Raw genomic sequence first — 15431 nt, forward strand, 5'->3', positions numbered from 1 at the left:
CCCGGGGCGGGTCGCTCTGCTTTTACCCTTCCACCAGGTTGATTTTGCCGTCGCAGCGGGTACGTTCGCCCACTCATGCCGCACGGTGCCGCCTCCCGGAGGCGCGCCGGAACATGGGTAGCCGCGGCTGCGAGGAGATCGTCGCAATGGCCGAACCACACAGCACGGTCCAACAGGTGGGGGAACTGGTGCGGCAGCACTTCGAACCCTTCGACCGCCTGCTGGTCGAACTGCGTCGCGTGATCGTGGGGCAGGAGGATCTACTGCGGAAACTGCTGGTCGGCCTGCTGGCCGATGGGCACATCCTGCTCGAAGGGGTGCCCGGCCTGGCCAAGACAACGGCGGTCGCCACGCTCGCCCAGGCCATCCGCACCACCTTCCGCCGGCTCCAGTTCACCCCCGACCTGCTCCCGGCCGACATCATCGGTACCCAGGTCTTCCAGCCGGCCGACGGCCGCTTCACTGTGAAACAGGGGCCGATCTTCGCCAACCTGGTCCTGGCAGACGAAATTAACCGCGCGCCCGCAAAAGTGCAGAGCGCTCTCCTGGAAGCCATGCAGGAACGGCAAGTCACCATCGGTGACGAGACGTTCACCCTGCCCGTACCTTTCCTCGTGCTCGCCACGCAGAATCCGATCGAACAGGAAGGCACCTACCCCCTGCCCGAAGCCCAGGTTGACCGCTTCATGCTCAAACTGCGCGTTGATTACCCGACGCAAACCGAAGAACGCGCGATTCTCGACCGCATGGGTCCGCAGCGCGGCCGCCCACAAGTCGCGCCAATTCTGAGTCCGGAGCAGTTGCTCGATGCCCGCCGGGTACTCGACGACATCTACACCGACGACAAGGTCAAGGATTACATCGTTGCCCTGGTGCATGCCACCCGCCGCCCGGAGGAATTCCGCCTGCCGATCGCGGCCTGGATCGCGTACGGGGCCTCACCGCGCGCGACGATCTACCTCGCGCGTGGCGCGCGGGCCATGGCCTTCCTCGCCGGCCGCGGCTACGTCACGCCCCAGGATGTCAAGGACATTGCCTCCGACGTACTGCGCCACCGCGTGATCATCAGCTACGAGGCCGAAGCCGAGGAAAAGACCAGCGACGACGTCGTACGGTTCGTCCTCGACCACGTCCCCGTGCCGTAACGCGACGCTTCACCGGACCACCGCAACGCATTCCGAGGGTTCCACCGTGCCCCCCACTACCTGGGAACTCGTTCACCACGCACCTGCGGACGATGCCGCCCACGAAGCCACCCTGTTTACCACTTCAAATGGCTACCTCGCCACGCGCGGCACGCACCCCGAAGAAACTGCGGGTCTGCCCGGCCTGACTATCGCCGGCCTGTTTACCGACGACGCGCATGGCTTCCGTACGCTTGTGACCGCCGGCCACTGGCTCGCCCTCGACCTGCGGGCCGGCCGGCGACTGCTCTCGCCGCGCGGCCGCGATGTGATGGATTACTCCCGCACCTTCGATCTGCAACGCGGCCTGGTCCGGCGCTGCCTGCTCTGGACACCACAACCGGGGCTCGTGCTCCGCGTGGAAACCGAGCACTTCTGTAGTCTCGCCGACCGCCGTTGCGCAGCCCAACAGTACTGCGTCACCTGCCTGGCCGGCACCACCGACTTGCGGCTCCGCGCGACCGTCGCATCCGCGGTCCTGACACGCGGCGCGATCCTCGTCGATGCGATGGGCGCGCGGCGCGCCGACCACGGCGTCCTGTTGACCTCCCGCACACGTACCAGCGAGTACCAGCTCGCTCTACACGCAACACTGCAGGCCACCGGATGCAACCTGGGGCCGCCACGCTGCGAAGCCGCACAAGTCTCCTGGGCCGCTCTCGCCCGACTCAAGCCGGGCCAGTCCCTGCGCATCGAGAAGCTGATCACCGCCGCGACCTCACGAGACTGCACGGCCGCCGAGGTCGCCGCACGGACCAACCGGCGCGGCTACACGGCACTGCGTCGCGCCCACGTGGCGGCCTGGGCGGGTCTCTGGCAGGATGCGGCCATCGAGCTGGACGGTCCGGCCGACGATGCCCGCGCCCTGCACTTCGTCACCGCGCAGCTCCTCGCCCATGCCCCGCGTGACGACGACCGCGTCTCGCTCGGTGCAAAGCCACTCTGTCCCGAGGGTTATCGCGGCCATGTCTTCTGGGATACGGACCTCTTCATGACGCCGGCCCTGCTCCTGCTGCGCCCCGAGCTGGGTCGTCGGCTCACGAATTACCGCTGGGAGACGCTCGCCGGGGCACAGGCCAACGCCGCCGCGCACGGCTACCGTGGGGCCTGGTATCCGTGGGAGAGCGCCGACGACGGCCGTGAGGTGACCCCCCGGTTCTGGTTGCGCGCCGATGGCCGGCGCATGCCGATTACCTGCTGGAAGTACGAGATTCACGCCACCTGCGCTGCGGCCTACGCCGTCTGGGAGGACTACCTCGCCACGGGTGACATGGCCTGGCTCGCCACCAAGGGACTTGATGTGCTGTTCGAAACGGCACGCTTCTGGATCAGCCGCAGCACCTGGGTCCCCACCCATAACCGTTTTGAGATTCACGACGTCTGTGGCCCCGACGAATGCCACGAGCGCGTGAACAACTCGGCCTACATCAATACGCTGGCGTCCTGGACACTCGCGCGCGCGCTCAGCGTGCTCAGCACGCTGCGGCGCGACCACCCACGGGAGCACCTCGACGCCTGCAAGCGTCTCGCCGTTACACCGAAAGAGCTGGCCCTGATGCGGCGCGTGGCGCGGCGGATGTATACGCCGCGCGCCTCCCGTACCGGCTGGATTCGACAGTTCGACGGCTTCGAGGAGCTGCGCTGTGTTGATCCGCAGACCGCCCTCGAACGTTTCCCGCGCCTCGCTCAGAGCGCCCGGGTGCAGGTGGTCAAACAGGCCGACGTGCTGATGCTGCTGTACCTGCTCCGCGGCCGATACAGCCGCCGGGACCTGTTAACGAACTGGGATTACTACGTCCCGCGCACGCAGCACAACTCGTCGCTTTCCGCCGGCACACACGCCGCCCTTGCCGCACAGCTCGGCTTGCCCGACACGGCACTGCGTTACTTCCGCGAGGCCGCCCGGGTCGATCTGGAGAACCGCCGCGGCGACAGCGGTCGCGGGCTGCACGGCGCCGCACTTGGCGGAACCCTGTGCGCCGTGCTCTGCGGCTTCGGTGGTGTGCGGTTGGAGGACGGTTACCTCGTCGTCGAACCGTTCCTCCCCACCGGCTGGCAGCGTCTGCGCATCCCCTTTCAGTACCGCGGCCGCCAGTTGCTGCTCGACCTTGCACCGACGGGTTTCACGCTGGCCCTGCGCGCCGCTGGTCCCCCGCTGACCGTGGCGTCGTTCGGAAAGCGGCAGCGTCTGACGGCGCGGCGCCCCGTCCGGGGACGGCTGCTTGCGCCGCTCAGTGGGCGCTGACGCGCCGCAGCGGCATCGTCATGCAGCGCGGGCCACCCAGGCCCCGCACCAACTCTGAGTCATCGATCCCGATGCACCGCACCCCGTGGGCTTCGAGTGCGGCAATCGTGAACTCGTTCCGCTCGTACACGATCGTCGTCCGCGGTGCGATTGCGAAGGCATTCGCACCATCCGCCCGCTGCTCCCGCGCGGCAAAGTGCCGACTGCCCCCCGCCGTCTCGATAATCGTCAATTCCATCCCGAATTCGTCGCGCAGCAGTTCCGCAAACGGTCGTTCCTCGGGCAAGCGCCGCGCGCCGGACGGCCGTTCCGGCGCTGCTTCATACCGGTGGATGTAGCTGAGATGTGCGATCACCGGGCCGAACCACAGCACCACCCCGCGATCCACGATTGTGAAGACCGTATCGAGGTGCATGAACGCGCGTTCCGTCGGGATCGGAATCTCGTACACCCGCTTGAGCTTGCCCGCACGAAAGTACTTGCCCGCCAGCAGTTCGATCGTCTCGCTGCGCGTCCGCTCGCTCGCCCCGACCAGCAGGGCTTCCGACGACAACATGATCACATCCCCACCCTCAAGCGTGTACGGCCGATCCTCGTGCGGGGCATCGCTCCGACCGAACAGAATCTCATTGCCGGAAAAGACGGGGTGCTGCTCGAGCACGGCCCGCGCCAGCAGTGTTTCGCGAATCCTTTGCGGGTAGTGCATCTTGCTGGAGATCGCCGCATTGCGCACCACCACCGCCGGATCCCGCGCGAAGTACGCATTCGGAATCGGCTCCAGTAGAAAGTGCGCATCTCCACCGCCGCGCGCAATGCGCCGTCCGGTCGCGGCGTGGTACTCCTCGGCCGTCAGCCCCGCGAACAGCATCTCGACCAGGGCATCGAGATCCCAGGTTCGCAGCGTGATGAGGTCCTCCGCAATCGCCGGCACCCCGGCTTGGGCGGTGACCTGCGCGACGACGGCAGCGCGTACTTTTTCATCCTCCAGCACCGCGCGCAACAGGTCTCCGAGGTACAGCACCTCGATCCCCTCTGCGCGCATGCGGTCGACGAACGCATCGTGCTCGTCCTGCATCCGCCGCAAGTATGGCACGTCCTCAAAGAGGAAACGCCGCATGTTCTCGTGGTGCAGGCGCTGGATCTCCGCACCCGGGCGATGCACGAGAACGGCTTCCAACCGATCGTACTCGTCATCTATCTGCAATTGCACTCGGCACCTGTGTTCGTGGAGTCCCGCGGATTGTACGCGACCCACCCCAGCACCGCGCGGCACCACGGCGCTAACCCATGACCCGCGCGATGGCCCCGCCCTCATCGGACAGACCGTACGCAGCAGCGCCCGACCGCCCCTGGCATGATGTAGCGGACCTGCCCCAACGCAATCCGGTCGTTATGTACTTCCGCAACGGCGCTGCGACCCCGCGGGTACCCATAACGGATACCCGCTTCCGAGCCTTAGTGCACCAGGCCGCTCTGCCTACACCCATCTGCTTCAGTGCAGGCGCCGCACGGCCACACACGTGGCAGCCAGCATGCCCAGCCCACCCACCGCCAGCAGCAGACTGCTGACCGCACTCTGCAATTGTCCCGTAAAGAGAAAGTGGCCGGCCAAGGCGGCGCTACCGACATACAGCCCGATTGCTCCAGCGTGTCGCACGGTTACGCACTGCGGTAGTGGCAGCAGTCGACGCCGGCGTGTCTCGCCCAAAAGACACTCCTCACACCCGGGCATTCCATCCAGCCCGTCGAGCAGGTCGGCCAAACGGCCGCAGCGGGGACACTCACGCAATTCTGCCCCCCAATCCAGCGCCAGCACGGTCCGCAGCGTTCGGTACGCTTCGATCACCTCCACGAATCGCCGACGGTCAAACGCACCGTTGCTGCGATCCGGGTGCAGTGCGTGAATGAGCCCGCGAAACGCAGACCGCACCTGCACCGGATTCGCTGCCGGTGTCAGCCCCAGTAAACGGAAACAGTCTTCAATCGGCCGCTTCAATACCCCGTGCCTCTCGCTTCAGGGTCCGCGCAGTACGCTTGGTGGAGCTCAAGTGTAGCACATCTGCGGTTGAGGCCGTGATCGGGTTCCACCACCGCATCGACACTCGCCCAACTGCATGCTGGACCTCGGCGTGGTCGTGGTGATGGTCACGGGCTTGCGGGGTGGCCCAACCGAGCCGCAAATAGCCCGAAAGACGGCGCGAATCTGCAGGCCATACACTGGCCAGACGGCCTCAGCCGTAGGACGGGGCGAGAGACTCCTGCACAGCCCGAACGCGCTCCTGTGTCCGCTGCGGTGCGGCGATAAGATGAAGCGTGTCATGCCTGCAATGAACGACTATATGATTTATATTATAGGACTTTATTGGAAGGCACCCATAGCACTGACACCCATGATTACCACGACGGAAGATTGTAATAATCTTCATTGAAGCGCTTGCAATGGGAACATTGTTGGGTACACTTTCTCTTGTCCGAGTGGCGCGCGGCACGCACAGGTTTCCCCCCCGGCCTGTCGGCCCCCCACTCGGGCTTTTTTTATGCGCCCTTCACACTGACCGCAGACTTCCCTTCGCTTGATCGTTCATCGGATCGAAAAATCCGGATTTCAGTATGGGCTGCATCATCCGGGCGATACAATGTTCGGATCGAAGCGTGCCGTGAAACGCTTCATGCCCCTGCCTGTGGGAGGAGTTGTACATGCCGTCCCTCGCCCGCCTCTGCTGCATTACCCGTAATCTTCCCTTGCTCCTCATGCTTGCAGCCGCGACGGGCGTCCACGCAACGGAAGTGGACCTCAACGTCACCCAGATCGAGCTCACTCCCAAGTACAATTACGACGCCGCCAAGAATCGCCCCGCCCCCGGCGACGCGGTGGTCTGGCATGGCTACATCCGCCACTGGGGCGACGAGACCTCACCGGTTCTCCCGGAGGTCGCCTACGAGTGGCGCGTGAATGGACAGGTCGTCGCCACCGGCGTCATCACCGACTTCGAGCCGCTCCGCCCACCCTTCAACTTTGACTACAGCGGCTATCCCAACCCTGCCAGCAAACCGGCCATCGCCAACGCCGCCAACTGGCCCAAGAACCCGCTGGCCCTCGACCCGAACCCCAACAACCCTTTGACGGTGCTCGCCCCATCCACTGGCCTGCGCCTCGTGCGCCTGCCCTGGACCTGGCAGGCGGGCCGCCAAACCGTCGAACTGGTCGTCGACCCGCAGAACCTGATCCCTGAGAAGAGCGAGAAGAACAACCGCATCCGTGATTACACCGATGCCATTCTCGGCGGTTTCTATGTCGAAGAAACCACTTGGCGCTACTTCCACCTGAACCAGCACAAGCTCCCCGGCCAGGGCCGCAATTCCTGGGAAGACTGGATCCAAGCCCACATGGCCAAGCAGAATGAGCTCTACCAGACCGCCATTTATCCCGACATCACACCCAACGGCATCTCCACCCGCGTGCGTACTGACCGCATCATCGTCGTACCGGATGGCATGTTACCCCTGAACGGCGGCCTGGCGACCAACAACCCGGAGCGCCTCGACAAGACGATCGACCTCATGTGGGGCTTCGTGAAGTATGACCCCGCCACCAGCACTTTCTATTCGGATCACACGTCGCTGGTCGTCGGCAACCCGTTCTTCATCGAGACGAGTCTGATACATGAGCTCGGCCACGCGCGCTACCTCATCGATTCCTACGGTTTCGACGTCCATGACGGCGCGGTGCAGATTCGCGAGAACGGGCAACTCATCGCCGGTACCGCTTACATGCCGTACCTCGCGTGGAACGCCCTCTACTACAACCAGAGCGGCGGCGTGATGACCGGCCCCTGGGGTTTCGTGTGGTCACCCTACGAAGCCGCCATGCTCGAGCGCATCGGCCAGGATCGCGCCCGCTGTGGCAACATGAACTCGCCCTGCAACATCGGCGAGTACCTGCAGGAACTCCCGCAGAACAATCGCTTTCAATTTACCGACTCGAACAACTGGCCACGGGTGAATATCCAGGTCACCATCTATCGTGCCACCGGCCAACCCGTCTGGTACGGCAAAATCTTTGACGATATCCCCGATGCTGGCCCCTACTTCGCTGACGAGAACGGCTGGGTCAATCTCGGCCGCAATCCATTCACCGGCGGCCCTAACATCAGCCACACCTACGGCCTCGCGAACAGCGTGATGATCCTGCGCATCGAGCAGAACACCACCGCACATGGCAAGCAGGTCTGGTACCGCTTCGTCGAGGCGAGTGATTTCAATATCGAATACTTCAAGGGCCATACTCAGGATGCTTACTACACCTTCGTACTGCCCGGACTCAGCAACGACGGCGACGGCAACGGCCTGCCCGACGACTGGGAAATGTTTTACTTCCAGGCGACCGGACAGGATCCCCTGGATGACCCCGACGTGGACGGCCTCAACAACCTGCAGGAACTGCGGAACCGCACACACCCGCTGTTACAGGACACCGACGACGACGGACTGCTGGACGGCCAGGAAGTCCTGACCTTTGGCACCGATCCCCTCAATCCGGACACCGATGGGGACGGCTGGACCGACGGCGAAGAAGTGCTGATCTACGGGACCGACCCGCTGAATCCCGACACCGATGGTGACGGCTTCATCGACAGCGTGGATAACTGCCCCCTGGTCTACAACCCCGACCAAGCCGACTGGAACAACGACGGCCTGGGTGACGCCTGCGCCGACCCGCGCGTCCAGCAGGTCCATGTGGCTGCGCGCACCACGGTGCGCATCCTCTTTACTTCCTGTGTTGACACCGCGTCCGCGACGCAGCTCGCACACTACGCACTCGACCCGCCGACGGCCATTCACGCTGCGGAACAGACCAGCCCCCAAATCGTGACACTGACGACCGCGCCGCTGCTCCCCCAGACGGCTTACACGCTGACGCTCAACGCCATCCTCGACTGCGACGGCAAGGAGATCGTACCCAACACGCAGGTGAACCTGGGCTTCTCCAACACGCCGCGCGTCGAGACCGGGCTGCTCGTACGCTACGATTTTGACGAAGGCAGCGGCACCTTCGCCGAGGATTCTTCCGGCGTCGGCGTCGCCCTCCCGCTCACGGTTCTCGATCCGGCCTCCGCGCAGTGGACCCTCAGCGGACTCCGGCTGCTCGCGCCGACGACCGTACAATCGAGTGTGAACGCAACCAAGATCATCGACGCCTGCCGCGTCACAAACGCCGTGACCATGGAATCCTGGGTCGTCGTCGAGGCCACCGATCTCTTCGGCCCGGCGGTCATCGCAACCATGACCTCTCCCACCAGCGCGTTCCGCAATCTCACCCTAGGACAGGGAACGCTCAACGCGGACGGAATCAGCCAGTTTGCTGCCCGCGTTCGAACATCACAAACCGGCAGCGCGGGGGCCGTAATTGCCTCGCAGCCGGAAACGGTGGCCCTCGGCCTTCAGCATGTCGTCTTCACTCGTGATGCCGCCGGCGCCGCTCATCTCTATGTGAATGGCACGCGCGTGACGGCCGACGATAGCATGCTCGCCGGGACCTTCTCCTCCTGGGCGACAAGCTACCGCCTCACGCTCGGCCGTGAGCCGAACGGCCTTTACCCGTGGCGCGGCGAGTACCGCCTGTTGGCTGTCTACGACCGCGCCCTCTCGGCTGCCGAAGTCGCGCAGAACTTCTCTGCCGGTCCCGACCCGCTCCCGCCGAGCCATTTCTGCCCCGGCGACATGAACTGCGACACGCTCGTCGACTTCGGCGACATCTCGCTCTTCATCGCAGCAATCAAAACCGCCAATCCAGACGCCTGGGTATTCGACCCCGTCAATGGCGTCTGCGCTTATGAGAATGGGGACTTCACCGGTAACGGCGTCGTCAGTTTCGAGGACATCTCCGGCTTTATCGCGGCCATCAAGGCGAGCCCGGCGCCCTGCGTGACGCAACCCTGAGCAGCGTGCTGATCCCCGCTACGAGCACCGGCGCTGTAACTGTGCCAGCGCCGGTGCTCGAATAAGGGCCGTAGTATCTCTACGGTGCGCTGCCCCCCTCCGCCACTTCCACCCAACCCATCCATATTTCATTCCTGTAACGAAGCCCGAAAGGCGTTGACACTGTATTACTTAGTGATACAATTACGGTGTTACTAGGTAATACCGTCTCGACTGCACCCCTAAGATGGACCCGGGAATGTCGTGTTCGACCAGACATAGTCACCGTCGCTGGGGCTTTACGCTCATCGAGCTTCTGGTCGTGGTGGCGATTCTGGCCTTGTTGATGTCGATCCTGTTGCCCGCGCTCGGCCGCGCCCGGCGAGTCACCCAGGCAGCCGTGTGCATGAGCAACCTGCGAAGCTTGGCGGCCGCAGTGCAGATGTATTCTGACGGCCACAAGGGCTACCTGGTCTCGGCCGGGCTCGCCCACGGCGGTTCCGTAGACGAGCAAGCCGCGTGGATCAACCAGTTGCGAACCGAGTACGGCAATGAGCTTGTAGCGCGTTGCCCAAGTGATCGCAGCCCCCATTGGAATCAGCCGCTGGCCGGCACGGAGCAGTTGCGCCGGGCAAGCTTCGGTACGAACTACTACACGGTTTCCGCAATCGGCAATCGCGGCCCCTACAACCGCTTGTCGCAGTTTCGCGCACCGGCGACGACGATTCTGATGGTGGAACTGGTGGAGGAAGGCCCGTACGCCGCCTCGGATCACGTTCATCCTGAGACCTGGTGGTCGAACCCCGAGGTGCTCGCACGGCAGGAGGTGTTCACGGAGCGGCACCAGCGGCGCGCCAACTACAGCTTCATGGATGGACACGTCGCGCCGCATACGTTCGCGCAGACGTACCAGATTGATCCGTACGGTGGCTTTCCGCCGCAGTTCCTGCAGAACAAGTACGACCCGGAGCTCGCGCGGTAGCGCGTCGATTGACACAAACTAAAGGACGTCGCCCGGGCTGTCCGGGCGAACACTGGCTCACCCCGTAACAGCGCTTAGCGGTTCGGAAGAACCAGCACCGGAAGGAGAAGTTAGTATGACCCTTGGTAAGTACGCGCTCATCATGAGCACCGCAGCGATGCTTGCACTCGCCGTTCCGTCCTTCGCTGACCCACACGAGGGCGACGTCTTCATCGGCTGGACGGACTTCGGCATCGCCGGTGGCCCACGCCATCTCGCGGTCGAGTACGACGACTTCGGTACCAACATGCCGCTCCCGGCGATCAATGGCTTGCTCCAGGGCTGGGCAGGCGACGAGCCGGGCTTTGAGTCGCTCGACGCCGACGAACCGGACGAGGACTTCTACACCCTCCCGGATGGTGCGCTTATCGCGATCGAGATCCTCTCGGTCGACACCGGCTTCAAGATCTGGAAACCGGGACTGGCCGGTCTGCTTCTCGCCGGTGACACCTTCACACTCGGTGGCAACAACCTGCACGCGCACCTCGACTGGCATATCGACAGCTCAGTGCCCGGTGTGAATCCGGAGCTGAATGCCTACGGTTTTTCGTTCCGGCTGCTGGACCTTGGCACGACGGGACTGCTCGCATCACCCGAGTATGCCCTGGCCTTCGTTCCTGAGCCCACTTCACTGTTGTTGCTGGCCCTGGCCGCCGGGTTGATTCGCCGTCGCTAGAAGTCGGACGTCGACACGCACACCGTGGGGGACTTGCTCCAGACCCGACCCCCGCACCGGACCACGGTCTGAGCAGACGCACACGCCGATGGATCCGCGAATGCACTACGATCTGCCATCGGCAGGGGAGCCCGAATGAAGGAGGTTTCGAAATGACCTGCTACGCAAGGCCCGCTCCGCATGAGGTGCGACTCGTCGTCGCCGCGATCCTGCTTGGCTCCACTACACTCGCCTTCGCGCAGCATGCGGGCGACATGTGGATCGGGCGCACGGCCGATGGCACGCTGACCCTCAGCCCTTTCGGGCTGTTGCCGGAAAGAACTTACCAGAACCTGCTGCCCGCTGGCGGTCCGCTGCTCTTCGGCTGGAGCAACAACGACCCCGGTTTTGATGCCGTGGTCAGCCCGGTACCGGGAAACGACATCTGGCCGTTGCAGCCCGGCGCCAACATCTGGCTGCGCTGGATTCAAGGGGATCCGGCCTTCCGCATGATTGACGGCAACTTCCAGATCATCAGCCAGCCCGGCCAGGAAACCCGCCTCGGTGGCCCCAACCTGCACGTTCACAACACCTTCCACATCAACAGTCTTGATCCGGCATTCAACCCGCAGCAGTGCGTCTGGCGCATCACCTTCCGCCTGCTCGACAAGGGCAGCACCGGCTACGCACCGACACGCGACTTCACCTTCAACTTCACTAACGTCCCCTGGGGACCGGGCCTGCACCCACCGGCCGGACCGATTCTGCCGACCGGCGATTTCACCGGCGACGGGGCTGTCCTGGCCGCAGACTTTCACGCGCTGTGTGTCTGCCTTGGCCACCCGGATGCGTTTCCTGCCCCACACGACCCCGCAGTGACCTCGTGCGAGGTGTACTGTGCCAATGCATTCGACTTCGACATCGACCTCGATGTCGATCTGCATGACGTCGCCGAGTTTCAAGTTCTGTACAGCGGACTCTGATTCTCCGCTGCACAACAAGGGTTCACCGGACCTGCCGCTTGCCCACACCGCTTATCGGACCGATTGAACACGCAGCTTTCGCACCGCCCACACGCTTCAGCCCACTCCTCAACCTGCTGCGTGAACGGTTCGATATCCGCCAAAGAGGACCGCGCCGACCTGCGATCGGCCCGGCTCCTTCGGCGCACCCCGCGTGTTGCGCCGGCGGCATCGGATCTCAGGAATCTGGCACCGTGACGGGCCAGGACGCCACTCCGAATCGACCAGCGGGTCAAGTTTGGGTCCGCAGGCGACTGGAACGTCCGGCCGGACGGCAAACACCGCATGAACAGCTCGATCGATCACGCATTGAACGAACTGGGAGTGGCTCTCACCACGCCGCTCGATCGCAATGACCTGGGTCGTCTCGCCCGGATGCACACCCTCGGCCAGACGATTCTCGAGACGCTCCGTGAAGAGGCGCCCGACGCGCGTCCGCCTTCCGTTACCGGACTCACCGAGCAACTCGTCAACCTGCTCGAGCGCATCATCCTCGATGAGGCCGCGGATCCGGCTCTTGGTCTCATGGTTGTCCCGGAGGTCTGCGCCGCGTTGACGCGCCTGTTCGCGAACGATCCCGTGGACTGCGGCGCCCTGCACGTACGCATCACAGCCGCGATCGGAGACGGAACACCGGCTCTCGACTTGCCCGTGCCGACTGCAGACCTTGCAGAACCTCCCGTACCTCCGTTACCCACCGATGTGGTAGTACACAGCCCTCCCCCAGCCACTTTAGCCGAGGCACAGACCCCGGTCGCCGAAGTGCCCGCGCCAACGAACCAACAGGACCCCGAACCCTACGTCGCCGAGCCACTCCTGATCGACTTGCAGGAACGCGAGCACGTGGACGGCTTCCTCGAAGAGTCCGTGGAGCACATGGAAGCAATCGAGGCGGGGCTGCTCGATCTTGAAAGCGACCCCGGCAATACGACACGCATCAACGAACTCTTTCGCCCGTTTCACACGATCAAGGGCATTGCCGGCTTCCTGAACCTGCGTGATATCAACCGACTCACTCACGAGCTCGAGACCCTGCTCGATTTGGGTCGCCGCAGCGAGCTGCAGATCACACAGCCCATTGTGGACTTGATATTCGCCGGCGTGGATGCCCTCAAGGTGCAACTCCGCGAGATTCGCGCCTACATGGCGGCCCCCACCGGTACCACGTGCCCACAACCGGAGATCGCCGCGCTGATCCAGCGGCTGCGGCTCGCCACGCGTCCGGGCGGCCCACCCACGGCCACCGTATCCACGAGTGCACCTCCACAGACCGCCCCGATCACTCCCGTGGTGTCCACCCCGTCCGAACGCTCAGCGGGCAGCACCGATACCGCCCAACAGACCGCTGCGAAGCAAGGCGCCGATCAGGCCCTGATCGACAACTCCATCCGCGTTGACACCCGCAAGCTCGACCTGCTCGTGGATGCCGTCGGCGAGCTGGTCATTGCACAGTCGATGGTCGGCCTGGTCGAGGCCCAACTCGGCAGCGAACGCCTGCACCGAAATGTCGCCCAGGTCACGAAGATCGTGCGCGACGTGCAGGAAACCGCCATGGCCATGCGCATGGTGCCCATCGGTCACACTTTCCAGAAAATGCGGCGGCTGGTGCGCGATGTGGCCCGCAAGGCCGGCAAGTCCGTCGAACTCATCATCAACGGCGAAGAAACCGAGCTCGACAAGACCGTCATCCAGCAGATCTCCGACCCGCTCGTCCACATGGTGCGCAACGCGGTCGACCACGGCCTCGAAAACACCGAAGGTCGTGTCGCGGCCGGAAAATCCACCACCGGCCAGGTCACCCTGAACGCATACCACCAGGGTGATAGCATCGTGATCGAGGTGCGTGACGACGGACGTGGCCTCGATCCACAGAAGCTCATCGCCAAGGGTATCGAGCGCGGTCTCGTTTCCTCCGACGACCAGCTCTCCGACCAGCAGGCCTTCGCCCTGATCCTGCAGCCCGGCTTCTCCACCGCGGAGAAAGTGACCGACATCTCCGGCCGCGGCGTCGGCATGGACGTCGTGAAGCGCAACATTGACAAGCTGCGCGGCAAGATCGAAATCCATTCGCAACTCGGCACCGGTAGCACATTCCGCATCCGGTTGCCGCTGACCCTCGCCATCATCGACGGCATGCTTGTACGTGTGGGTTCGGAACGGATGATCATACCAACCATCCTGATTGAGCAGTCGCTCAAACCCGCGCCACAGCAAGTCTCGACCGTGCAACGGCGCGGCGCCCTCCTGCAAGTGCGCGGTGAACTGATCCCGATTGTGCAGCTCGGCGCGCTGTTCCACCAGACCCCTCCCATCGACCCGTCCGAGCACCTCGCCGTGATCGTGTGGTGCGAGGGATACAAGGTCGCTCTCGTGGTCGATGAGCTGATCGGCCAGCAGCAGGTTGTGATCAAGACTCTGGGTGAGCGCTTCAAGCGCGTGCGCGGCGTCTCCGGCGCAGCCATTCTGGGGGACGGTCGCGTGGGCATCATCCTCGAGCCCACCGGCATCCTGGCGCTGCACAACGAGGGAGCCCGTTCGGGCCTGTGGGCGCCAGCGGAACCGCCGGCCGCCGCACCATTCTCATCGCATGATACGAACTCGGGCGACGCCGCCGGGACGCCGTCGCCGAACAGTCGGGCAGAACGCCCGGCCGAGCTGGTTCCCGCGTAAGTGGAGAGCATCCGGATGACCGCGATTCAGACCGCACCCGTAGCGGGCACGCGCACTACAGCACGCGGCGGAAAATACCTGACTTTCTGCCTGGCTTCGGAAGAGTATGGCCTTGAGATTCTCAAGGTACGCGAGATCATTGGCATCATGGACATCACGTCCATGCCGCAGATGCCCTGCTTCGTGAAGGGTGTCATCAATCTGCGCGGCAAGGTGATTCCGGTCATCGACCTGCGGCTGAAGTTCGGGCTTGAGCCGGCCGAGTACACCGAGCAGACCTGCATCGTGGTGGTCGACTGTGGCACCCTCGTGGGCGTGATCGTCGATACCGTGCAGGAAGTGCTCGACATCCAGTCCAGCCAGATCGATCCGCCGCCCCCGCTCGGCGCGACCGTCGACACCACCTTCATCCTCGGTATGGGCAAGGTGAAGGACGATGTGAAGATCCTGCTGGACATCGACCGCGTGCTGGGTTCCGACGACCTGACCGCGGCGCTCGAACAGATCGACAGCGCAGAAGAGGTCACGTTGTAGGCCCGCAGCGCAGCCCACTTGTGTACTCGGTCTTCCGCGGAACCGGCGGCACGCCTCCGCGCGTGCCACCGACGGGCATGTCCCTCACAAGGCGAGCCGCGCAGCACGGCGTGCGCCTCGGGATGACGAGCACCGGTCCGCGCAGCACCACACGAACAACGCCGGACACGGGGATCGGTCA

At 64.1% G+C, this 15431-nt stretch carries 10 protein-coding genes; 8 read left to right on the plus strand and 2 right to left on the minus strand.

From position 1 onward, the window contains the following. Positions 1-146: 146 nt before the first annotated feature. Positions 147-1145, plus strand: a complete 999-nt coding sequence (locus tag IPM18_03915) for an AAA family ATPase (protein MBK9118735.1) — start codon at positions 147-149, stop codon at positions 1143-1145. 46 nt (positions 1146-1191) lie between these two features. Further along, positions 1192-3429: a glycoside hydrolase family 65 protein gene (locus tag IPM18_03920; GenBank protein MBK9118736.1), complete on the plus strand. Its 2238-nt coding sequence runs from the start codon at positions 1192-1194 to the stop codon at positions 3427-3429. Here the strand turns inward: IPM18_03920 and IPM18_03925 are convergent. Both IPM18_03925 and IPM18_03930 read right to left on the minus strand, forming a co-directional pair. After that, entirely contained in the window at positions 3416-4639 is a 1224-nt protein-coding gene (locus IPM18_03925; GenBank protein ID MBK9118737.1) for a hypothetical protein, read from the minus strand. The two genes, IPM18_03920 and IPM18_03925, sit on opposite strands and share 14 nt — an antisense overlap. Before the next feature lie 282 nt (positions 4640-4921). Next, positions 4922-5425 carry a J domain-containing protein gene (locus IPM18_03930; GenBank protein ID MBK9118738.1) on the minus strand — a complete coding sequence of 168 codons (504 nt, stop codon included), beginning with the start codon at positions 5423-5425 and terminating at the stop codon, positions 4922-4924. A gap of 701 nt (positions 5426-6126) precedes the next feature. Between IPM18_03930 and IPM18_03935 the strand changes: the two genes are divergently transcribed. The 6 genes from IPM18_03935 (at position 6127) to IPM18_03960 (ending at position 15250) form a co-directional block, all read left to right on the plus strand. Beyond that, positions 6127-9369: a hypothetical protein gene (locus IPM18_03935; protein ID MBK9118739.1), complete on the plus strand. Its 3243-nt coding sequence runs from the start codon at positions 6127-6129 to the stop codon at positions 9367-9369. Positions 9370-9607: 238 nt separating this feature from the next. After that, complete coding sequence (locus tag IPM18_03940; GenBank protein ID MBK9118740.1) at positions 9608-10330, plus strand: prepilin-type N-terminal cleavage/methylation domain-containing protein; 723 nt, start codon at positions 9608-9610, stop codon at positions 10328-10330. A 115-nt stretch (positions 10331-10445) separates the two neighbouring features. After that, positions 10446-11045, plus strand: a complete 600-nt coding sequence (locus IPM18_03945; protein MBK9118741.1) for a PEP-CTERM sorting domain-containing protein — start codon at positions 10446-10448, stop codon at positions 11043-11045. Positions 11046-11197: 152 nt separating this feature from the next. Further along, entirely contained in the window at positions 11198-12007 is an 810-nt protein-coding gene (locus tag IPM18_03950) for a hypothetical protein (GenBank protein MBK9118742.1), read from the plus strand. A gap of 324 nt (positions 12008-12331) precedes the next feature. Next, positions 12332-14716, plus strand: coding sequence for a chemotaxis protein CheW (locus IPM18_03955; protein MBK9118743.1), 2385 nt, complete (start codon positions 12332-12334; stop codon positions 14714-14716). Between the two features lie 15 nt (positions 14717-14731). Next, on the plus strand, positions 14732-15250 hold the full coding sequence (locus tag IPM18_03960) for a purine-binding chemotaxis protein CheW (protein MBK9118744.1): 519 nt from the start codon (positions 14732-14734) through the stop codon (positions 15248-15250). The last annotated feature ends 181 nt before the right edge of the window (positions 15251-15431 follow it).

The organism is Phycisphaerales bacterium (assembly GCA_016716475.1).
Taxonomy (GTDB): domain Bacteria; phylum Planctomycetota; class Phycisphaerae; order UBA1845; family Fen-1342; genus JADJWG01.

Coding starts and splice junctions, on each gene's coding strand:
- IPM18_03940 (MBK9118740.1), top strand. CDS start 9,608: ATGTCGTGTTCGACCAGACATAGTCACCGTCGCTGGGGCTTTACGCTC.
- IPM18_03955 (MBK9118743.1), top strand. CDS start 12,332: ATGAACAGCTCGATCGATCACGCATTGAACGAACTGGGAGTGGCTCTC.
- IPM18_03945 (MBK9118741.1), top strand. CDS start 10,446: ATGACCCTTGGTAAGTACGCGCTCATCATGAGCACCGCAGCGATGCTT.
- IPM18_03950 (MBK9118742.1), top strand. CDS start 11,198: ATGACCTGCTACGCAAGGCCCGCTCCGCATGAGGTGCGACTCGTCGTC.
- IPM18_03915 (MBK9118735.1), top strand. CDS start 147: ATGGCCGAACCACACAGCACGGTCCAACAGGTGGGGGAACTGGTGCGG.
- IPM18_03935 (MBK9118739.1), top strand. CDS start 6,127: ATGCCGTCCCTCGCCCGCCTCTGCTGCATTACCCGTAATCTTCCCTTG.
- IPM18_03960 (MBK9118744.1), top strand. CDS start 14,732: ATGACCGCGATTCAGACCGCACCCGTAGCGGGCACGCGCACTACAGCA.